Genomic DNA, 21759 nt, shown 5'->3' on the forward strand with positions numbered 1-21759 from the left:
AAGAAAGCATCTGTTAATGAATCTTGTGTTTTCAATTCCATCTCATTAATGTTTAAATGTAAAAAAAAAATAGTGAAGGCCGAAACCAACACTATTTTTCACTTACACACTTTTTGAGATGGTGCCATTAAAATAGATGAAAAATCCCCAAGGTGTTTTCCTTGGGGATTTTTGCTAGTTAAAGTATCTCCAATCTTCGTTTCCCTTAATTCTTAACAAACACTCATAGATTAAATCTATAACCCCTTCCATATCCGATTTAGCTATGGTTTCAACAGTTGTGTGCATGTATTTCAAAGGCAAGGAAATAAGTGCTGATGCGACACCCTCTGTGGCATAAGCGAAAGAATCGGTGTCTGTTCCTGTCGATCGTGAAACCGCTTGTCTTTGGAATTCAATACTTTTTTCTTTGGCTACATCAATGATGAAATCTCTCACATTATTTTGAACAGCGGGGCCATAACAAATGACAGGACCTTTACCACAGGACATATCGCCTTGTGTTTTTTTGTTATACATAGGAGATTGCGTATCATGTGTCACATCTGTGATGATAGCTAAATCAGGTTTTAATCTACGTACAATCATTTCTGCTCCTCGTAAACCGATTTCTTCTTGAACTGCATTGACAACATACAACGTATAAGGCAATTCTATTTTGTTTTCCTTTAATCTTCTGGCAACCTCTGCAATCATATAACCTCCAATTCGGTTATCCAATGCTCTACCCACTAAGTATTTATTGTTTAATTCGGTTAATCCATCTTCAAAGGTCACCACTGTACCTACATGGATTCCCATTTCTTCAATTTCTTTTTTGTTGGATGCACCACAATCGATGAAAATATCTGAAATGGTTGGGGCTTTATCTTTGGTTGTATCTCTAACATGTATAGCTGGCCAACCAAAAATACCTTTGATAACTTTGTCTTTTGTATGAATATTTGCCCGCATAGAAGGAGCAATTAAGGCGTCAGAACCGCCATTTCTTCTTAAAAATAGGTATCCATTTTCATCGATGTAATTAACAAACCAAGATATTTCATCTGCATGTGCTTCAATGACTACTTTATATTTTTGACCTGGATTAATGACTGCCACAGCTGTACCGTAAACGTCAATAATTTTTTCGTCTAAATAAGGTTTTAAATAATCCAACCAAATTTGTTGTCCCGAGGATTCAAAACCTGTAGGTGAAGCATTGTTTAAATATTTGTATAAAAATTCGTTTGCCTTATCCGCCATATTTTTTTGATTTAATTTTAAATGCAAGTTAATAAGGTGGCATTGAATAATCTTTTTATTATCAAAAAAATAAATTAAAGTTTTTTGCTTCAATTTTCGACTAATTTTATGGAATAATACGATTAAGGTCGTATTTTTGAAGGCTTTTAAAAGCATGTGCTTAACAAATTGATATTTTGATGAAGAAAATAGCTGTATTTACATCAGGTGGTGATGCTCCAGGAATGAACTCATGTATTCGTGCAATTGTCAGAGGTGCATCCTATCACGGAATTGAGGTTTACGGAATTGTAAGAGGATATAATGGAATGATTAAGGGTGATATTATACCACTTAATTCACAATCAGTAAGTAATATTATTCAAAGAGGAGGTACAATCCTTAAATCGGCAAGATCCAAAGAATTTACCACAACGGAAGGTCGCGCTAAGGCTTATAAACAATTACAAGAGAGAGGAATTGAAGGCCTAATCGCCATTGGAGGAAATGGTACCTTTACAGGTGCTGAGATTTTTTACAATGAATATAAGATTCCAACTGTTGGAGCTCCTGGTACTATTGATAATGATTTATTTGGTACAGATTATACGATAGGTTTTGATACTGCTGTCAACACGGCTTTAGATGCCATTGATAAAATTAGAGACACTGCTGATTCGCATGATCGTGTATTCTTTATTGAGGTGATGGGAAGAGATTCAGGTTATATCGCCATTCAATGCGGTATTGCTGGTGGGGCTGAAGCAGTCATGATTCCTGAAAATTTAACTCCAGTTAGTGAAATTGTTAATATTTTAGAAAAAGGAATTGCCAAGGCAAAATCATCTTCGATTGTTGTAGTAGCGGAAGGAGATGAAGAAGGAAATGCACAGAAAGTAGCCCAAAAAATTAAAGGCTTAATGTCTACTGAAATGGATATTCGTGTAACAACCTTAGGTCACATTCAAAGAGGTGGAATTCCTACTGCTTATGACAGAATATTGGCCAGTAGACTTGGTTTAGGAGCTTTAGAGGGATTATTAAGAGGAGAGAAGAATGTAATGGCAGGTGTCGTTAATAACCAATTGGTTTACACACCGTTTCATGATACCATAACCAAGAAAAAACCTGTTTCGGAAGATTTAATCCGTATGGTTGAGATTCTATCTAGCTAATTAGCAATACCCCAAGATCTTATAAATATAAAAACCTGATATCTCTCTGATAATTTTAGAGCATAGATACAGGTTTTTTTCTTCTGGTATGATTTGATGAAGTAAACCTATGGAGCCAATCTTTCCAATGGGATCAACTGGATAGATGATAAATTTAAATCCTTGTTTTTCGAAACACGCTTTGGATCTTCTGCTATGATAAGCGGACGTAATCACAATCATAGAATCCGTTTTGAGATAATTACGTAAAAGTGTTCGGCAATTTTTAGCATTCTCAAAAGTATTTCTTGCTTTTGTTTCAATGAAAATGTCTTTTGCGGGTATTCCCATTTGAATCATAAATCGTTTAGATTTTTTGCTTTCTTCCGCAAAATCGTTGGTTAGGTGTTTTATACCTGTATTTCCTCCAGTAATGATGATTTTTTTGATAATACCTTTTTTATATAGTCGAAAAGTCTGTAATAATCGATCCGAAGATTCTGCAAAAACCATGTCATTGTTGATACTGCCTGTATTTTTAATGATTCCACCTCCTAAAATGATTCCCCAAGTGTAATGATTTTTGGGTAATGTTGGTGGTTGTTTTAACTCCCAACTTTGGTATAATATATTTATAATTAATCCGTTAGTAAATAATAATATGATGCTTAAACTTACAATGACAGCATTTCTCGATTTCCGTTTATCTTTTTGTAGGATTGCATAAATTAATGCCACAATTATCCAACAAATTGGTAAAAGAAGGAAATCAATTATTTTAGATAGCGAGAAAAACATTGTAATTTTAAATTTCGTTCGAAAACAAAAATATGCCTTTAATATGAGATTAGTTTTATTCAGTGTATTTATTTTAATTGCTACATTGACCACATTTGGACAAGCAAAAAAGTCATCTAATAAATTGGATGAGTATCAAATTTCAGGGACAATCAAAGGAATAGGGAAATCAGAAGTTTTATTGGCTTACTATTTTGGCGCTAATCAACAAGTGATTAGGGATACGGTAGTGGCTGATGAATCCGGTCATTTCGTATTTAAAGGTAAAGAGGACTTGCCAGAAGGATTGTATTTAATTTCTTTTTTGAAAAATAAGTATTTGGATTTTATCGTAGGAGAGAAGCAATTTTCATTTGAAACAGATACAACTGACATGATTGGTCATATGAAAATTACCAATTCAATAAATAATCAGCAGTTTTATTATTTTCAAAAAGAAATGTCTGATCGGATTGCCGCTTTGAAAAAGATGGATCCAAGTAAACTTTCTTCTTCTGAAGGTACTGCTCTTAGAAACTCTATCAAAGAATTTCAGGATCAATGGATTGATAAAAATAAGACGCTTTTAACAGCAAAGTTTATTAAAGCAACCGTAGATCCCGATATTCCTAAATATACGAAATCGTTGAAAACGGCCAAGGATACAGCTGATTTTAGAGCCTATCAATACAATTATTTCAAGGGCCATTTTTTTGATAATATTGATTTAAACGATGATCGTTTTTTAAGATCTCCTTTTTTACAAAAGAAAATTGAAAAGTACTTTGAAGATTTAGTCGTTCAAGAATCAGATTCGATCGTCAAAGAAGCAGATCATTTATTAACCAAAATTAAAGCAACGGACGTTCGAAGGTATGTTGTCTATAAAATTGCAAGTACCTATGAAAATAGTAATATCATTGGTACAGATGGCGCGTTTGTCTATTTAGCAGAAAAATATTACATCGGTGAGCCAACCTTATGGGATACATCTACTGTAAGAAGAATGAAAGAACGTATTAAAATTATCAAGCCTTTGGTGAATGGAAAACGTTTTCCTGAAATGTATTTGACCAATCCTGAAGGTAAAGAAATAAACACAACGAATTTAACAGGTAATTATAATATCGTTTTTATTTATGATCCAGAATGCAGCCATTGCAAAGAAGAAACGCCCAAATTAGTGGCATTGAATGATTATTTTAAATCAAAAAACATTCAAGTACATGCCGTATCCATGGAAAGAGATAAAAGCAAATGGTTGAAATTTATTTCAGAATTTAAAATTTCAGGATATTTAAACGGTATTGATATACACAAAAATCCACAAACAGGAAAAGAAGAATATTACACGGATTTTAGAAATACTTATGATGTGTATTCTACACCGATGGTTTACATACTTGATAAGTCAAAAAGAATTATTGGGAAGAGAATCCCGGTTGAAAAAATAAAAGAATTCTTGGAGTTCTACGAAAACAAACAAAAACAATTAGCTACCCTTAAAAAATAGTTCGAATATTTTCCAAAAGTGAGTTGTTGATGTTAATCCGACTCACTTTTGCGCCTTTTTCCATCAATGGAAGTAATATCTCATTTTCTTTGTAGCTATTCCATTCGCTCAAATAATTGTTCCATTTAATAGCATTGCTGACGGTAGTGGTATTGTTTTCAATATCAATGAATTCAATTTCTTCATTTTGTAAATCAGTAGATGGCAATTCCGTTTCGTCAAACATATGAAGCAAGTGAATCTTACTTTTCATCGATTGAAGTTCTGATAAATGCTGATAAAAAGAAGCAAATTCAGTTTTATCAAAAAATAAATCGCTGATAAAATACACATCACTTTTTCTTTTCAAACTAGGTATCAAACTTTCTATCAGAGGAATATAATTCGTCGTAATTTGAGATTTACTTTGTGTATAAAATAGTTCTAATTTATAAAATATATCTTTTAAGTGGGCTAGGGTAGAAGCCAACTGCGTTTGTACCTCTAAATGATCATTGATGATAATGATGGAAAAGGAATCTTTTTGTCGGTATAAAAGCTGACACATTACCGCTATAATTTCCAAAGCCCTTTTAAGTTTCGAATTGGCATCATTGGGATAATTCATGGACGATGATGCATCTAAGATGAAATACACTTTCATCGATGCCTCATTGTAAAATAATTTGGTGAATAGTTTGTCTGTTTTGCTGTATATTTTCCAATCTATTTGTCGACTATTTTCGCCATTTTGAAATGCTCGATATTCCTTGAAATCGGAGGAGAATCCTTTGTGTTTACTGGAATGCTTCCCCTGTAATAGACTGTCAACGACCTGATTAGCTGTTAATTCAAAAATATTATAATTTTCTTTTAGTATTTTTTCTTTTAACATTTTTCTTTTTTCGACTTGATTTTTTCTTGCCTTTTTTAAGGTACTTTCTGTTTTTGATTTTTCGTTTTAAGCGATATTTCTTTTTGTATTTTAACCTCGTTTTTTGATAGAATTTTTTGCTAAACTTAGGTGTGGTTTCCATTTCCAAATGTTGGTAAGGAATCAACATTTGTTCATTTTCAAATCCAATAATTTTCAATTTAACTTTACTCAATCCTACTTTTCGAATATTCAACTTTTTTGCACCAGCTTCTGTTAAATCGATTATTCTACCAGGTCGATAGGGGCCTCTATCATTAATGCGGACAATGATTGAATGTTTATTGTAAATATTAGTGACTTCCACCAATGTATTAAATGGTAAAACACGATGTGCCGCAGTAAATTCTTTCTTTTTTAAAAGTTCTTGGTTGGCCGTTTTTTTGTTGTAAAATGAATTGGAATAAAAGGATGCTATTCCATAACTTTCATCACCTAAATCTTGACTAAGACTCGTAAAGCTCAATAGAATCAAAAAGGCAAAAATAAGGTTTTTAATGGAATGCATTTAGAGTAAAATTAATTAGCTTCTAAAGTTCAAATAATATTATTAGAATTAAAAATTTTGAATAGATAATCCTATTTTAGATAAAAAAGTTTATGTAAAATTTAAGTATTTTTTTTGAGTGATTAAGATTATATAGTAGCTTTACGAAATTAATAACTTTAAATTTTAGTAAAAGTGGAAGATAGAGAAAGAGAAGAATTGTTTTCAAAACGAATCAGAGCTGGAAAACGCACTTATTTTTTTGATGTAAAATCAACCCGTTCCCAAGATTATTACATAACAATTACTGAAAGTCGTCGTCATCAAAAAGAAGATGGTTTTGTGTACGAAAAACACAAAATGTTTTTATACAAAGAGGACTTTGATAAATTCATGGAAGGATTGAAGGAAGCTGTAGACCACGTTAAAACGGAATTAATGCCAGATGTAGATTTTACTCAATTCAATCGTGATGACGAAGAATTTGGAAGTAGTTCAGATCTTAAATGGGAATAAAATCATAAATATTTGTGAAAAGCCTCTGTAAATACAGAGGCTTTTTCTTTTTATACGTACTTTTGTATTTAATTAAAATCATACTTATTAATAATGGGATTAACTTGTGGAATTGTGGGTTTACCAAATGTCGGTAAATCAACATTATTTAGTGCTATTTCTTCGAACAAAGCTGAGGCTGCCAATTATCCTTTCTGTACCATTGAACCCAATGTAGGAATTGTAACTGTTCCAGATGAGCGATTAAACATTTTGGCAGAATTCGTAAAGCCTCAAAGAATATTACCTACTGTTATTGAATTTACAGATATTGCAGGATTAGTCAAAGGTGCTTCACAAGGTGCAGGATTGGGTAATAAGTTTTTGGCCAACATTCGTGAAGTAGATGCCATTATACACGTGGTAAGATGTTTTGAAGATGAAAATATAATTCACGTAGAAGGTCGTGTAAATCCAATATCAGATAAAGAAATCATCGATATGGAATTACAATTGAAGGATTTAGAATCTGTTGATAAAAAAATATCGAAATTAGAAAGAGCCGCAAAAGCAGGTGATGCAAAAGCTAAGCAAGAATTAGCTGCATTGTTAATATTCAAATCTACTTTGGAGGAAGGAAAGTCGGCCAGAACAGTCGTAATGGATGCTGACTTGAGAGAAGCTGCTATCGGTGAATTATGTTTATTGACTGACAAGCCGGTTATTTATGTTGCTAATGTAGATGAAGGTTCTTTGGCAAATGGAGGGAATCAATTTGTCGATCAATTAAAAGAGAATGTGAAGATTGAAAATGCTGAAGTAGTGGTTGTTTGTGCAGCATTGGAAGCTCAAATTTCTGAAATTGAGGACCTTGATGAGCGAATGATGTTCTTAGAAGAGTACGGTTTGAAAGAATCCGGCTTAAGCAAATTAATCAGAAGCTCCTATTATTTATTGAACTTAATTACCTATTTCACTGCGGGTGTACAAGAAGTACGTGCTTGGACAATTCAAAAGGGATGGAAAGCTCCCCAAGCAGCAGGTGTTATTCATACCGATTTTGAAAGAGGATTTATACGAGCGGAAGTAATCAAATTTGCTGATTATCAGAATTATAAAAGCGAATTAGCTTGTAAAGAAGCTGGAAAAATGAATGTAGAAGGCAAGGATTATATGGTACACGACGGTGATATTATGCACTTTAGATTTAACGTTTAATTAAGGATAAATAATCCTTTGGAATCCAATCAACGAGTCAAAACGTTGACCAGGTTTTCTGAAATAGACCAAAATATCATACTGATTTTCAGTTTGTGAATAGTTTCCTTCTAGAGAATTATTTTGTAAATTATTGCTTAAATATTGGTAATTATAGATGCCTTGTTTAAGCAATAGTTTTTTATAATAAATACCCTTTGCCTCATCATACTCCATTAATTGATCCTGCCTTTTTTCAAATAATCGATCAGCTATTTGAATATAGATTTCTTCATCTTCCCATTTTCTAGATTTAAAAATGAATTGACACCATACATAATCTGCTAGTAGAATATTTTCCGGATTCTCATAGTTTTCCAAAACGATACCCCCATTCATATCCATTTTCTGAGTATAGGAATAATTCCCTTGTGGAGTTTCTGGATGTGTCGTAATTAGGGAATAAGATTCAAAAGCTTGAATATTCGACACAAAACTCAATTTTTGCTGAGTACTTCTGATATCCACCATTCTATATTCATTACCACCTGGAATGATGTTTTCATTGTCGAAAAATAAATAAGTTAATTTTCGCTCATATCCATTCACTTGAGGCTTTGGTAAATGAGTCAGTAAATTGGTTGTATTCGAATTCTTTCTAAGAACTATGGATAGATTATCTTCATCGGATAGAAGTAATTGATCTGGATAGGAGAGTGTAAGTTCAATGGATTGATGACTTAAACGGTATTCATTTCTTTTAGCAAAGGAAATTTTGGCTGCAATTTGTAATTCAGTTTGATAGACTGAAAATCGTTTTGTAAGTACGGTGTCTTTCTTATTTCTATTGACATATACCTGAGCGATGAAATTTCCGGATATTCGAGTTTGCGGTAAAGCAATTTGATAATGAATATAGGGTATTTTAGTACCCATGGAATTTTGACTTTCTCTCAAGGGAATATCGTTAAAATCCGATAAATACTCAATATCAGAAAGATTGGATGGTGTCCAATCAGCTTGACAATGAATAATTCTCAACGAATAATTCGTGTATTTTAATGAAAGATCATCAAAGGATAAAAAATAGTTATCTTGATTATTAAAATCAATCAATGGATTTTCAGCAATTATCTCTTTGGATTGATTTTTGGAAATAATAGCGGTTTTGATGTAATCTTTGTGAATACTATTATTTACTTGACCAAAGATGTTAATACTTGTCAAAATCCATAAACAAATAGTAATAATCTTTGGTCTTAAATCCATTTATTCAATTAAAGATTCCCATTCTAGTGTAATTGTATCTAATTCACCCTGAATAAGTTTTAGTTGCTGTTCCAATTTCTTCAAATCCTCGAACTGATTATTTTGTGCTTTTTCAGCCATTTCATTTTCAATTCCTTCTTTTTTACTTTCCAATTCAAAAATTTGAAGCTCAATTTTCTCAATTTGTTTTTGATGATTGATTGGCTTAGGCTCCGTTTTTTCCACGAAAGGCTTCACTTTTTCAGGTGTACTAAGTTTTTGACTTTCTTGAGGTTTTTGCGCTTGATTACCTTTTCTACTTTCTTGCCAAACTTCATATTCATCAAAAGAGCCATGGTATTCTTTAATTTCATAATCTTCGATGTACCAAATTTTATTAGCAATGTTAGAAACAAAATAACGATCATGGGAAACGACTACATACGTACCTTCATATTGCTGCAATGCTTGTATCAAAATATTGACAGATTGCATATCCAAGTGATTCGTAGGCTCATCAAGCAATAAAAAGTTGGCTTGCGAAATCAGAACTTTGGCTAAAGCTACCCTTGATTTTTCTCCCCCAGATAATACTTTGATTTTTTTGAAAACCTCTTCTCCGGAAAATAGAAAACAACCTAAAATACTTCTCAACTCCATTTCTGTTTTTGCAGTACCTGTAGCTTTTAATTCTTCTAATAAAGTATTCTCAACTTGTAAACTTTCTAATTGATGTTGAGCAAAAAAGGATTCGATAACATTATGCCCTGTTCTTCTTTCTCCTTCTATATTCTCAGTTCCTGAAATGATTCTCAACAAAGTTGATTTACCTTTTCCATTGGCACCAATTAATGCGATTTTATCTCCTCTATTGATCGTTGCTGAGGTGTTTTTTAATATTATTTTTTCGCCAAAAGCTTTCGAAATATGTTCCAAAAATAAAATGAATCGTCCAGGTTGAGTACCAAAGTTAAATTTGAAATTCACCTTCGCCTTTTCATCGATTACCTCATCCACAACATCCAATCGATCTAAAGCTTTTACCCTAGATTGTACTTGTCTCGCCTTAGATGCTTTGGCTTTAAAACGTTCAATAAATCTTTCTGTTTGTCGAATCTGTGCTTGCTGATTTTCATAAGCACCTTTTTGAATTTCATTTCTTAAAGCCTTTTCCTCAACGTAAAAAGAATAATTGCCAGGGTAAAGTGTTATTCTTTGATTGGATACTTCAGCAATATTATTGATGGTCCGATCTAAAAAATAACGATCATGGGAAACAACAACGATGGATCCTTCATAATCGTGAATGTATTTTTCCACCCATTCAATGGAGGGTAAATCCAAGTGGTTGGTTGGCTCATCCAATAATAATAAGGCAGGTTTCTGAAGAAGTAATTTAGCTAACATTACACGCATTCTCCAACCTCCAGAAAATAACCGAAGTGGTCTATTTAAATCCTCGGTAGTAAAACCTAAACCTTCTAATATCTCCTCCGTTCTCGATTGAATAGTATATCCGTCTAAACGCTCAAATTCTTCTTGGTATTTAGATAATTCATCAATATCCTTGTCTTCATAATTGGTTTCCATTTTATGAAGCACTTTATCGATTTGCTTTTGAAGTTCTAATTGCTTTTCAAATGCTTGCATAGCCACATGCAAAATGCTTTCATCGGTTTGATAGGATAATAAATCTTGATTTAAAAAACCTATTGTACATTCGCCTGATTTTGAAATGGTCCCGCCATCTGGACTGTACTCACCAGAAATTAATCTTAAAAGGGTTGATTTCCCTGTTCCATTAGCACCAACTAAACCAATTTTAGTCTTAGGCTTGATATGTAAATTGGCATTTTCGTAAAGTGCTCGACTTCCGAAGTAAAAATTTAAATTTGATATAGAAAGCATTTTGCAAAGATAATCTATAATTCAAAAAATCTCAATTTAAATTCATATTAAACGATTTCTTGCACCTGATCCTCCTAAATGTGGACATTCAATCAGTTCATTCATACTTTTGAAATTTATCGGACTTTTATGATATCCTAAAGATTTAGACAATGTAATTGTTCGATTATTGTCGCCCATGGAAAATTCTATATCTTCCATGGTTAGTTGGCAAGGATGTTCATATCCCACCGCATGTGTTATTTCTGCGATTTCTTTTACCAAAGTATAATGATATTTAAAATAACGTTCACTTTTTAAGGTCACATCAATTCCAGACTGTAACCATTTGTTAGAAGTGGCTATACCAGTAGGGCAGTGGTTGGTGTGGCATTTTTGTGCCTGTATACAACCTATTGACATCATAGCTTCTCTAGCGATGTTAATACTATCAGCACCCATCGCAAAAGCCATTAAAGCTTTTTCTGGAAATCCCAGTTTACCCGATGCGATAAAAAATAGTTTATCGCTTAATTCATATCGTTGAAAAATCTGATACACTTTGGCAAATGCAAATGTAAAAGGCATAGAAACATGGTCGGCAAAGGCATGTGGTGCAGCTCCTGTTCCACCTTCTCCTCCATCAATTGTGATAAAATCAGGACCCATGCCCGTTTTAGCCATGTAGGCGGCTAATTCTTCCCATTGTTCTAATTTACCGATGGCCGACTTTATTCCTGTAGGTAATCCAGTGGAGGTAGCAATTTTTTCAATAAATTGAACAAGTTCAGGAATAGTTTCAAATTCCGAATGAAAAGCTGGAGATATAGCATCCTTACCCAGCGGTATATTTCGAATTGCAGCAATTTCCTTATTGATTTTTGAAGCTGGTAACATACCTCCTTTTCCTGGCTTTGCGCCTTGCGACAATTTAACTTCTATGGCACGCAAGGTAGGATTTTGTTCAACTTTTTCCATTAATTTTTGCATGGAAAATTGGCCTTCTAAATCTCGCACGCCAAAATATGCAGTCCCAATATTCAAAACTATATCGGAACCATTTTGATGATAAGGTGATAAAGAACCTTCGCCGGTATTGTGATAGCAACCTGCCAAATAAGCCCCTTTATTTAAGGATTCGATTGCTTTGGCTGACAATGAACCGAAACTCATGCCAGAAATATTAACAATCGAATAAGGTCTAAAAGGTCTTTTTCTTTTATGGTATTCACCAATAATTTTGGCAGCAGGAAGTGCACCTTGATTTTGGTAAAAAGGATGATCCTTAGGTGGTTTAAATCCCATCATCGCGTTTTTTATAAAAATATAGGCTGGTGAATTAAAATCCTGGTCTGTCCCAAAGCCTTGAAGATTATTTTCGCTTTTGGATGATGCATAAATCCACGACCTTTCTTGTCTATTAAATGGTAATTCTTCGCGGTTATTTGCAACGATGTATTGTCTGAGTTCCGGCCCAATTTGTTCTAACCAATACCTGAAATGACCTATTAAGGGAAAATTGTGTGTAATGGTGTGCCTTTTTTGAATAAATACATCTCGAATAATAATTAGAACAATGATTAAAATGATCCAAAACCAAATCGATTGTATAAATAAGTAAGCCATGAGTGATTAAATTTTTATTTGAAGATGAAATAATCTCTATAACGATATTGCTTTAAATATGTTATAAATTTTATTCCTAAATCTAATGATTATCTTTGTAGTTCATTAAGTTAATTATGGTTAATTATTTAAAACTACAATCATTTGTTTGCTCTGTTTTTGAATCCATCGGCTGTAATTCGTCGGATGCTGAATTAGCCACCGATGTTTTGGTTTCAGCAGATTTAAGGGGAATAGATTCTCATGGAGTAGCTAGATTAGCGGGTTATGTTCGTTTGTATGATCATGGAAGGTTAAATCCGAATCCTAAAATAAAGATTTTGCATGAATCACCTTCAACAGCTTTAGTTGATGGCGATAAAGGTCTAGGATTGGTTGTCGCACCATTTGCGATGAATATAGCTAAAGAAAAAGCGGAAATAGCTGGAACTGGTTGGGTGGCAGTACAAAATTCCAATCATTTTGGTATTGCAGGCTATCATGCGATGAAGGCTTTGGATAAAAACATGATTGGTTGGGCCATGACCCATGCGGCTCCATTGGTGACACCCACTTTTTCAAAAGAAAAATTATTAGGAACCAACCCCATTGCATTAGCCATTCCAGCCTTGCATGAACCATCCTTTGTAGCGGATTTTGCTTCAACGGCAGTGGCATATGGAAAATTAGAAATATTACAAAGAAAGGGTTTGGATACACCAATAGGGTGGGTACAGGATAAAAATGGAGAACCTAGTCAAGATGCCTTTGCAATCAAAAATGGCGGGGCATTGCTTCCATTGGGTGGAGATAGAGAGCATGGATCTCATAAAGGTTATGCTTTGGGTGCCATTGTAGATATTCTATCTGGTGTTCTTTCTGGTGCAAATTTTGGTCCTTGGGTGCCACCATTTGCCACAGCTGGTTTTATGAATGCAACCGAATCTGTCGGAAATGGAACTGGCCATTTTTTAGGAGCAATGCGCATCGATGCATTTCGTCCAGCAGAGGATTTTCAAAGAGATATGGATAAATGGATCAATCGATTTAGAAATGCCGATGCTTTGGATGGACAAAAAGTCATAATTCCAGGAGATCCTGAAAGAGAATTGGAAATTATTCGAAAAAATGAAGGTATTCCTTTAATTGAGCCTGTCATTAATGATTTAAAATCATTGGCAGAAAGGTTTCATTTACCATTTGATATTAATTAATCATGATACAAAATAGACGTTTTAAAATATTCATATTGGTTTTTTCATTGGTTACTGCCATGTTTTCTTACTACGCCTGGCAAGTTTTCAAAACTCCTAACTTCAATGTAAAAGAAGGTGAACAGTTTGAATTATTGATTCCTGAAAATGCCAGTTTTAGCACAGTCTTAGATACCATCAAAAAACATGACTTAGTGCGAGACCAATTAAGTTTTCGTTTTTTGGCTAAAATTTTGAAATATCAGGAGAAAGTCAAAGCGGGTAGATACTTGATTTATCCCACTTCCGGAAACTGGGAGGTATTAAGAAAATTACGTAATGGGCGCCAAGATGCCATAAAAATTGTTATTAATAATTGGCGTCTAAAGGAAGATATAGCCGGTAAATTGAGTAAATCATTGCCATTTGATTCCGTTTATATCTATCGAATGCTTGATTCTAACGAATTTGTCAGTCAATTTTCGTTTAAGAAAGAAACTATCCCTGGTATATTTTTGCCTAATACATATGAAGTATTTTGGACGTCTTCTTTTGCTGATTTTATGAAAAAAATGAATAAGCAATATGTAAAATTTTGGACAGAAGATAGAAAAGCAAAAGCAGCTAAATTGAATTTGGAACCAATTCAAGTAGTCATATTATCTTCAATCGTTGAAGGAGAAAGTAAAAAATCAGACGAACAATCTAGAATTGCTGGAGTTTATTGGAATCGTTTACAAGTTAATATGCCTTTACAAGCTGATCCAACCATTGTTTTTGCTTGGAAAGATTTTACAATCAAACGCGTAACAGGCAAGTATACCATCATCGATAGCCCTTACAATACTTATCGTTTGAGTGGATTACCACCAGGGCCTATTTCCATTCCATCGACAAGCGTCATCGATAAAGTATTGAATTTAGAAAAACATGATTATATGTATTTCTGTGCCAAAGAAGATTTTTCAGGTTATCATTCCTTTGCTGTGACATATCCTGAACATTTGAAAAATGCTGCGAATTATCAAGCCGCTTTGAATAAATTGAATATCAAATAAGTATGTACACCTATTCAGTCACCTACCGAGTTTGTTATGCAGATACCGATCAAATGGGATATATGTATTACGGGAATTATGCTCGTTTGTATGAAATAGCAAGAGTTGAAACCTTACGTAATTTAGGTGTCAGTTATAAAAGTCTGGAAGATATCGGAATAGGATTACCCGTTTATGAAAATTATTCTAAATTCCATGCTCCAGCGTTATATGATGATTTATTAAGAATAGATTGTATTATTACTGAATTACCTTCGGCTAGAATCATTTTTAATTATAAAATCTATAATCAACATGAAGAGTTAATCAATGAAGGTAAAACAACATTGGTTTTTATGAAAATGGCTGAAAAGAAAATCATGAAAGTCCCTGCAGAAATTTTATCTGCTCTGAAAGCCGCGTTTCAATGAAAAGAAAACGAATTATAAAGGAATTGCACTTGTTTTGGAATGAACTAGAGGAACATTATGTTTTAGCTAGAATTTTACGCATTCTTTACAAAAAAATCTTTCTATTTGATATTGACGTAAGAGCTGCGGCTGTAGCGTACAACTTTACTTTAGCCGTATTTCCAACCATCATTTTCTTGTTTTCTCTTTTAGCCTATATTCCAATTGAGAATTTCGACATCAAAATGATCAATTTCTTAAAAGTCAACGTTCCAAAGAATCTACAAAAAGATCTCACCGAATTGTTACTTGAGATCATTCACAAAAAAAGGGGAGGTCTGCTTTCTTTTGGTTTTATTTTCGCCTTATATGCCAGTACAAGTGGAATAATGGCCTTGATTCGTTCATTTAATTTAACCTACAAAACCAATGAAAATAGAGGTTATATCAAGGAAAGGTTAATAGCAGTTGCTTTAAATATCTTATTGACTTTCGTCTTAATCATTGCATTTAGTGTATTTATTGTAGGGAATTTGGTCGTTTCTTATTTACAACAAAAGGGATTGCTAAATTATGATTTTACCTTTTATCTGATCAAAACCCTGACCTATTTAAGTACATTTTCAGTGTTCTTTTTTACTATTTCCATTATCTATTATTATGCACCTGCCATTCATAAAAGATGGAAATTTATTAATATAGGATCTATTACGGCCTCTATTTTGACTATACTTGTGTCTAACTTATTTTCCTATTATTTAGTCAATTTCGCAAATTACAATAAGGTTTATGGATCAATTGGCTCATTAATAGCCTTGATGGCTTGGTTATATTTCATTGCATTGATTTTGTTGGTAGGTTTTGAAATAAATGCAACAATTGATCAAGTAAAAACTGAGGATGAAAAAGACGAAGTAGAAGAAGATTTTTTTCAAATAAAAAATCAAATACAATAATCAAATACAATAATGGCAGCCAGATTACTGAAACTATATGATAAAAATAATTCATCTGCTTCCATTCAAGAGATTGTTCAGGTACTAAACAAAAATGGAGTTATTATCTATCGAACAGATACCATGTATGCGCTTGGTTGTTCAATTAACTCTACTCAGGCAATCAATCGAATTTGTGAAATCAAAGGTGTAAAGGTTGAAAAAAATCGCTTTTCGTTTATATGTCATGATTTGAGCGGTATTTCTAATTATGCTAAAGTAAGTGATTTGGCATTTAAAACCTTAAAGAAATATTTACCAGGCCCTTACACATTTATTTTACCTTCAAGTTCAAAAGTACCTTCCATTTTAGTTCAAGGAAAAAAAACAGTTGGAGTAAGGATTCCTGATTATAATCCTATTTTAGAAATTGTAAAAGAATTGGGGCATCCACTTTTAACTACTTCTTTACCTGTCGAGAATTTAGAAATTGAATATTACACAGACCCAAGTTTAATTTTTGATCAATACGAACTTCAAGTCGATTTGATCTTGGATGGTGGATACGGTGGTGCAATACCGTCAAGTATCATTCAGATATCAGATGACGAATTTGAAATTATTCGCGAAGGTGCTGGTGATTGTTCGGATTTTCTTTAATTCCAACGAATATTTGTTATTTCTGGTTTAGTATGTTTCCAGCGTTTATGTGACCAAAGATATTGGTCTGGATAGGTTTTAATGGCTTTTTCTAAATGATTGGAAAATTCTTCAATAATAGCTCCATTTTCTAAATCTGTGTAGGGAGTATTAGCAATGGTTGAATAGGTCATTTGATAGTACCCTCGTTTTGTTCGAATTAATTCGCAAAAAACAACTGGATAATTGTATTCCCTAGCAAACCTTTCCATGCCTGTAAAAAAGGCCGTTTCTTGATTCATAAAGGATGTCCAATAAGCTGATTCAGGTTTTTGTGGTGCTTGATCTGCTGCTAAACAAATGGTTCGCGGTATGTCTTTTCGTTCTTTTGTTAAGACAACTGATTCTCTTTTTTCCAATAAAACAACATTCCCAAAACGAGATCTGACATTTTTTGTAAATTCATTAAAAGATGGATTGTTTAATTTTTGGTAGACAATATCATTCGTGTTTCTTGTTAAGGCCAAACGATGAATAGCCCATTCCCAATTACCTTGATGTCCTGCGACTAGAACTACAGGAATATTTTGATTCAAAAAATCTTGAATAACCTCCGGATTTACAATATTGACCCGTTTCAATATTTCCTTTTCAGAAATACTAGATCCTTTAAAGAATTCCACCAATAAATCAGCCATATAACCATAAAATAGAAAATTTAAGTGGTTAATTTCTTTTTGACTTAATGTTGGAAAGGAATTTTTAAGATTTAATTGGATTACTTTTTTTCGATAGGATATGACATAATAAAAAAGGTATTGTACAAAAGTTGAAAACCCATAAAGTATAAATAATGGCAACTTTCCAATTAGTTGATAAAATCTCATTGCTTAAAATCTGATTAAAATTTCTAGTAATCCTTTAGTTTTGCAAATATCCTATTTATTTTTGGGAATGCACATTGAATTACATTATTTACCCTCGATTGAATATTTTGCTTTGATTCATTCAAGTTCATCGATTGATTTTGAGCTAGAAGAAAATTTTACTAAACAAACTTATCGAAATCGTACGCATATTTTAGGGGCTAATGGGATAGAGGTACTAACTGTACCCATTGAACACGTAAGCGGGCAAAAACAAATTATCAAGGATGTTAAAATTGATTATTCCCAAGATTGGATGCGACGACATATCGGAGGAATCAATGCTGCTTATGGAAAAGCTCCTTATTTCGAGTACTTTGAACCTTTAATTTTACATGTTTTTGCGAAAAAAAATAAATTTTTAGTAGATTTAAATATTGATTTCTTAAACCTAGTGATGAAAATAACAGGTAAGGCCTTGAACTTTTCATTTACACATTCGTTTAAAGACTCAGTATCAGATTCATATTATAACCTTATTAACTCCAAAATAGATTGGAAGCAAAGAGGTTTGTATGCTGAATATCCTTACAGACAATGTTTTGGAGATAATTTTGTTCCAAATTTGTCCGTATTGGATTTAGTAATGAATCATGGTAGGGAATCAAATGAAATTTTAATAAAAAGTTTGAATCAATTGAACATAAAGTAAAATTGTTGTGTTTTGAGACTAAATTAATAAAAAGATATGGAGGCGAAGTTTTCAAATAAAGTAAAAGATGTCATATCATTAGCTAGAGAAGAAGCTTTGAGATTGGGGCATGATTATATTGGAACAGAACATTTAATGTTGGGCATGATTCGTGATGGGGAAGGGCCTGGAATTAATTTATTAGTTCGTTCGGGTGTATCTTTAGACCAATTAAGACAAAGCATTGAGCATTCAACTTCTTCTACAAGCAAATCTAGTTTTGATCGGGATAGTTTATTAAATATTCCTTTGACTAAGCAAGCTGAAAAGGTTTTAAGATTAACCTATTTGGAAGCCAAATATTTCAAAACCAATTTAGTAGAAACAGATCACTTATTAATGGCTATTCTTCGTGATGAAGATAATGTAGCGACCCAAATTTTAGAAAAATACCAAGTTTACTACGATCTTATCAAAGAGATGGTAGAATTTCAAGCAGGTAACGGTCAAGATATTAGTCCAAAATCTTCTTCCGATACTGATGATAATGAGGATGATAATCGATTGTATTCTGCTGGTTCATCTGCCAACAATCCTTCAGGTTCTACTTCCAATGTCAAAGGGACTGAAAAAAGTAAAACACCTGTTTTAGACAATTTCGGTAGAGATTTAACTAAAATAGCAGAAAATGGTAAGTTAGACGCTATTGTAGGGAGAGAAAAAGAAATAGAAAGAGTTGCTCAAATTTTATCCAGACGTAAAAAGAATAATCCAATTTTGATTGGAGAACCGGGCGTTGGTAAAACAGCTATAGCAGAAGGATTGGCATTGCGTATTGTTCAAAAGAAGGTTTCTCGTGTATTGTTTGGGAAAAGAGTTGTGACCTTGGACATCGCATCCCTTGTAGCAGGTACTAAATACCGTGGTCAATTTGAAGAGCGAATGAAAGCTGTGATGAATGAATTGGAAAAATCTACAGACGTCATTTTATTTATTGATGAATTACATACTATCGTAGGGGCAGGTGGTGCATCTGGATCATTGGATGCTTCAAATATGTTCAAACCAGCTTTAGCTAGAGGAGATATTCAAGTTATTGGAGCTACCACATTAGATGAGTATCGCCAATATATTGAAAAAGACGGTGCTTTAGCTAGACGTTTTCAAACAGTTATGGTCGACGCAACAACAGTTGAAGAAACCATTGAAATATTAAATAATATCAAGGATAAGTACGAAGAACATCATCATGTGAATTATACTTCAGAATCTATCATTGCTGCTGTTAAATTATCGGATCGTTATATTTCTGACCGTTTTTTACCTGATAAAGCTATTGATGTAATGGATGAAGTAGGTGCTCGTGTTCATATTTCAAACATCAATGTTCCCGAGGATATTGTTGCCTTAGAAGGACAAATTGAAATCGTTAAGAAAGAAAAAAATCAAGTAGTTAAATCTCAAAAATACGAAGAAGCTGCTCAATTAAGAGATCGTGAAAAGCGTTTAATTGAAGAATTGGAACGAGCTAAAAACATTTGGGAAGAAGAGTCTAAAAAGCAAAAGTTTACAGTTAACGAAGAAAATGTCGCCGAGGTCATCGCGCAAATGACGGGTATTCCTGTAAATCGTGTGGCAGCCAAAGAAGGTGAGAAACTTTTGTTGATGGAACAAGAATTACAGAAAAGTGTCATTGGTCAAAATGATGCGATTAAAAAATTGGTTAAAGCCATTCAAAGAACGCGTGTTGGTCTGAAGGATCCACAAAAACCTATTGGTTCATTTATATTCCTTGGACCCACGGGTGTTGGAAAAACCGAAATGGCAAAAGTTCTAGCGACGTATTTATTTGATAAAGAAGATGCTTTGGTCAGAATCGATATGAGTGAATACATGGAGAAATTTAGCGTTTCTCGTTTGGTTGGAGCTCCTCCAGGATATGTTGGGTATGAAGAAGGTGGTCAATTGACAGAAAAAGTTCGAAGAAAACCTTATTCTGTTGTTTTATTAGATGAAATTGAAAAGGCCCATCCAGATGTTTTCAACTTGTTATTGCAAGTTTTAGATGATGGTATATTAACGGATGGCTTAGGAAGAAGGGTTGATTTTCGAAATACGATCATTATCATGACTTCGAACATTGGAGCCAGAGATCTGAAAGATTTTGGATCTGGAATTGGATTTTCGACAAAATCGAAAACAGACAATTTAGATGATCATGCCAAAACAACTATTCAAAATGCTTTAAAAAAGGCTTTTGCGCCTGAATTTATTAATAGATTGGATGATATTATTGTCTTTAATTCATTAGAAAGAGCTGATTTACACAAGATCATTGATTTAATGTTGATTAAGTTAAAATCACGTTTAACCAATTTAGGATACCATGTGGAACTAACTGAAAAAGCGAAAGATTTTATCGCCGATAAGGGTTATGATCCTCAATATGGTGCAAGACCTTTAAATAGAGCCATTCAAAAATATTTGGAAGATGCTTTGGCTGAAGAGATTTTGAGAGGTCCATTGCAAGAACATGAAATGATTGAAGCAGATTTCGCTGAGGGAGCGGAAGATTTATCCATCATTCGGAAAGTAGTAAATTAGTATAATCATAATATATAAACATGAATTTAGTTCAAAATCAAGTTGTTTTAGTTACTGGTGCCTCTCGTGGGATAGGTAGAGCTATTGTAACTTCTTTTGCGAAGGCCGGAGCCAACGTAGCTTTCACTTATTTATCCTCAGTTGAAAAAGGTCAAGCCTTAGAAAAGGAATTATCAGAATATGGAATTATAGCTAAAGGATATCGTTCAGATGCCTCCAAGTATGTGGAGTCGGAAGATTTAGTGAATGCTGTTTTGGCAGATTTTGGCAAAATTGATGTATTAATTAACAACGCCGGAATTACACGAGATGGTTTATTGATGAGAATGAGTGAGGAGCAATGGGATGAGGTCATTGAGGTGAATCTAAAGTCGGTTTTTAATTTAACCAAGGCTTGTTTGAAACCAATGATGAAAGCGAAATCAGGTTCCATTATTAATTTAACTTCGATCGTAGGAATTAAAGGAAATGCAGGTCAAGCTAATTATTCAGCTTCAAAAGCAGGTATCATTGGATTCACCAAATCAGTGGCTTTGGAATTAGGATCAAGAAATATTCGTTGTAATGCTGTTGCTCCAGGATTTATTGAAACAGAAATGACAGGCGAATTAAATGCTGCGACCGTGGATGAATGGAAAAAAGCAATTCCTTTAAAAAGGGGCGGTGAAGCGGATGAAGTAGCCAATGTTTGTTTATTTTTAGGATCAGCTTTATCTTCTTATGTAACAGGACAAGTTATTCAAGTAGATGGAGGCTTATTAACCTAATGCAATTCATTTCTTTCGTTTTTACAGAAAAAACCTCAATGATCGTCTTGCTTTCATTGGGGTTTCTTTTTATCCTTTTTACAGGATTTTATTTTCTAGTTTTAAAGAAAGTAAAGC

At 33.4% G+C, this 21759-nt stretch carries 20 protein-coding genes; 12 read left to right on the top strand and 8 right to left on the bottom strand.

The features are described from left to right. Nucleotides 1-174 precede the first annotated feature (174 nt). Nucleotides 175-1245 carry a M42 family metallopeptidase gene (locus V7S76_RS05485; RefSeq protein ID WP_459509055.1) on the bottom strand — a complete coding sequence of 357 codons (1071 nt, stop codon included), beginning with the start codon at nucleotides 1243-1245 and terminating at the stop codon, nucleotides 175-177. A 179-nt stretch (nucleotides 1246-1424) separates the two neighbouring features. Here V7S76_RS05485 and pfkA point away from each other — a divergent pair, with 179 nt between their 5' ends. After that, nucleotides 1425-2399 (top strand): 6-phosphofructokinase, encoded by a 975-nt coding sequence (gene pfkA, locus V7S76_RS05490; protein WP_459509056.1) that lies wholly within the window; start codon nucleotides 1425-1427, stop codon nucleotides 2397-2399. On the opposite strand, the gene V7S76_RS05495 is transcribed toward pfkA, so the two are convergent. After that, nucleotides 2400-3116, bottom strand: a complete 717-nt coding sequence (locus V7S76_RS05495) for a YdcF family protein (protein ID WP_459509057.1) — start codon at nucleotides 3114-3116, stop codon at nucleotides 2400-2402. A 103-nt stretch (nucleotides 3117-3219) separates the two neighbouring features. Here V7S76_RS05495 and V7S76_RS05500 point away from each other — a divergent pair, with 103 nt between their 5' ends. Then, nucleotides 3220-4668 (top strand): DUF4369 domain-containing protein, encoded by a 1449-nt coding sequence (locus tag V7S76_RS05500; RefSeq protein ID WP_459509058.1) that lies wholly within the window; start codon nucleotides 3220-3222, stop codon nucleotides 4666-4668. Here V7S76_RS05500 and V7S76_RS05505 read toward each other — a convergent pair. Continuing rightward, a complete protein-coding gene (locus V7S76_RS05505) occupies nucleotides 4658-5542 on the bottom strand; it encodes a DUF58 domain-containing protein (protein ID WP_459509059.1) in 885 nt (294 codons plus the stop codon). The genes V7S76_RS05500 and V7S76_RS05505 overlap by 11 nt on opposite strands. Beyond that, nucleotides 5508-6089, bottom strand: a complete 582-nt coding sequence (locus tag V7S76_RS05510; RefSeq protein ID WP_459509060.1) for a septal ring lytic transglycosylase RlpA family protein — start codon at nucleotides 6087-6089, stop codon at nucleotides 5508-5510. The genes V7S76_RS05505 and V7S76_RS05510 overlap by 35 nt, the downstream gene beginning before the upstream one ends. A gap of 174 nt (nucleotides 6090-6263) precedes the next feature. Here V7S76_RS05510 and V7S76_RS05515 point away from each other — a divergent pair, with 174 nt between their 5' ends. Together V7S76_RS05515 and ychF are read left to right on the top strand one after the other, a co-directional pair. Beyond that, a complete protein-coding gene (locus V7S76_RS05515) occupies nucleotides 6264-6584 on the top strand; it encodes a DUF3276 family protein (RefSeq protein ID WP_459509061.1) in 321 nt (106 codons plus the stop codon). A 93-nt stretch (nucleotides 6585-6677) separates the two neighbouring features. Then, nucleotides 6678-7781 (top strand): redox-regulated ATPase YchF, encoded by a 1104-nt coding sequence (gene ychF / locus V7S76_RS05520; RefSeq protein ID WP_459509062.1) that lies wholly within the window; start codon nucleotides 6678-6680, stop codon nucleotides 7779-7781. On the opposite strand, the gene V7S76_RS05525 is transcribed toward ychF, so the two are convergent. The 3 genes from V7S76_RS05525 to V7S76_RS05535 are packed head-to-tail and all read right to left on the bottom strand — an operon-like array spanning nucleotide 7782 to nucleotide 12521. Further along, a complete protein-coding gene (locus tag V7S76_RS05525) occupies nucleotides 7782-9029 on the bottom strand; it encodes a type IX secretion system plug protein (RefSeq protein WP_459509063.1) in 1248 nt (415 codons plus the stop codon). Beyond that, nucleotides 9030-10916 carry an ABC-F family ATP-binding cassette domain-containing protein gene (locus V7S76_RS05530; RefSeq protein ID WP_459509064.1) on the bottom strand — a complete coding sequence of 629 codons (1887 nt, stop codon included), beginning with the start codon at nucleotides 10914-10916 and terminating at the stop codon, nucleotides 9030-9032. Between the two features lie 42 nt (nucleotides 10917-10958). Then, nucleotides 10959-12521 (bottom strand): FMN-binding glutamate synthase family protein, encoded by a 1563-nt coding sequence (locus V7S76_RS05535; RefSeq protein ID WP_459509065.1) that lies wholly within the window; start codon nucleotides 12519-12521, stop codon nucleotides 10959-10961. Nucleotides 12522-12637: 116 nt separating this feature from the next. Between V7S76_RS05535 and V7S76_RS05540 the strand changes: the two genes are divergently transcribed. From V7S76_RS05540 to V7S76_RS05560, 5 genes are read left to right on the top strand one after another with little or no spacing between them, the layout of a single operon-like run. Continuing rightward, entirely contained in the window at nucleotides 12638-13714 is a 1077-nt protein-coding gene (locus V7S76_RS05540; RefSeq protein ID WP_459509066.1) for an Ldh family oxidoreductase, read from the top strand. A gap of 2 nt (nucleotides 13715-13716) precedes the next feature. Continuing rightward, the gene (mltG, locus tag V7S76_RS05545) at nucleotides 13717-14751 is read left to right on the top strand and encodes an endolytic transglycosylase MltG (protein ID WP_459509067.1); all 1035 of its coding nucleotides are present in this window, start codon (nucleotides 13717-13719) and stop codon (nucleotides 14749-14751) included. Between the two features lie 2 nt (nucleotides 14752-14753). Then, complete coding sequence (locus V7S76_RS05550; RefSeq protein WP_459509068.1) at nucleotides 14754-15161, top strand: acyl-CoA thioesterase; 408 nt, start codon at nucleotides 14754-14756, stop codon at nucleotides 15159-15161. Next, on the top strand, nucleotides 15158-16096 hold the full coding sequence (locus tag V7S76_RS05555; protein WP_459509069.1) for a YihY/virulence factor BrkB family protein: 939 nt from the start codon (nucleotides 15158-15160) through the stop codon (nucleotides 16094-16096). The genes V7S76_RS05550 and V7S76_RS05555 overlap by 4 nt, the downstream gene beginning before the upstream one ends. A 12-nt stretch (nucleotides 16097-16108) precedes the next feature. Continuing rightward, the gene (locus tag V7S76_RS05560; protein WP_459509070.1) at nucleotides 16109-16735 is read left to right on the top strand and encodes an L-threonylcarbamoyladenylate synthase; all 627 of its coding nucleotides are present in this window, start codon (nucleotides 16109-16111) and stop codon (nucleotides 16733-16735) included. Here the strand turns inward: V7S76_RS05560 and V7S76_RS05565 are convergent. Next, the gene (locus V7S76_RS05565; protein ID WP_459509071.1) at nucleotides 16732-17601 is read right to left on the bottom strand and encodes a lysophospholipid acyltransferase family protein; all 870 of its coding nucleotides are present in this window, start codon (nucleotides 17599-17601) and stop codon (nucleotides 16732-16734) included. The genes V7S76_RS05560 and V7S76_RS05565 overlap by 4 nt on opposite strands. A 40-nt stretch (nucleotides 17602-17641) precedes the next feature. Here V7S76_RS05565 and V7S76_RS05570 point away from each other — a divergent pair, with 40 nt between their 5' ends. From V7S76_RS05570 to fabG, 3 genes are read left to right on the top strand one after another with little or no spacing between them, the layout of a single operon-like run. After that, nucleotides 17642-18292 carry a WbqC family protein gene (locus V7S76_RS05570; RefSeq protein ID WP_459509072.1) on the top strand — a complete coding sequence of 217 codons (651 nt, stop codon included), beginning with the start codon at nucleotides 17642-17644 and terminating at the stop codon, nucleotides 18290-18292. Between the two features lie 36 nt (nucleotides 18293-18328). Then, the gene (locus V7S76_RS05575) at nucleotides 18329-20875 is read left to right on the top strand and encodes an ATP-dependent Clp protease ATP-binding subunit (protein ID WP_459509073.1); all 2547 of its coding nucleotides are present in this window, start codon (nucleotides 18329-18331) and stop codon (nucleotides 20873-20875) included. Nucleotides 20876-20895: 20 nt separating this feature from the next. Continuing rightward, nucleotides 20896-21642 (top strand): 3-oxoacyl-[acyl-carrier-protein] reductase, encoded by a 747-nt coding sequence (gene fabG / locus V7S76_RS05580; protein ID WP_459509074.1) that lies wholly within the window; start codon nucleotides 20896-20898, stop codon nucleotides 21640-21642. Nucleotides 21643-21759: the final 117 nt, after the last annotated feature.

The organism is Aquirufa sp. ROCK2-A2, assembly GCF_054558485.1.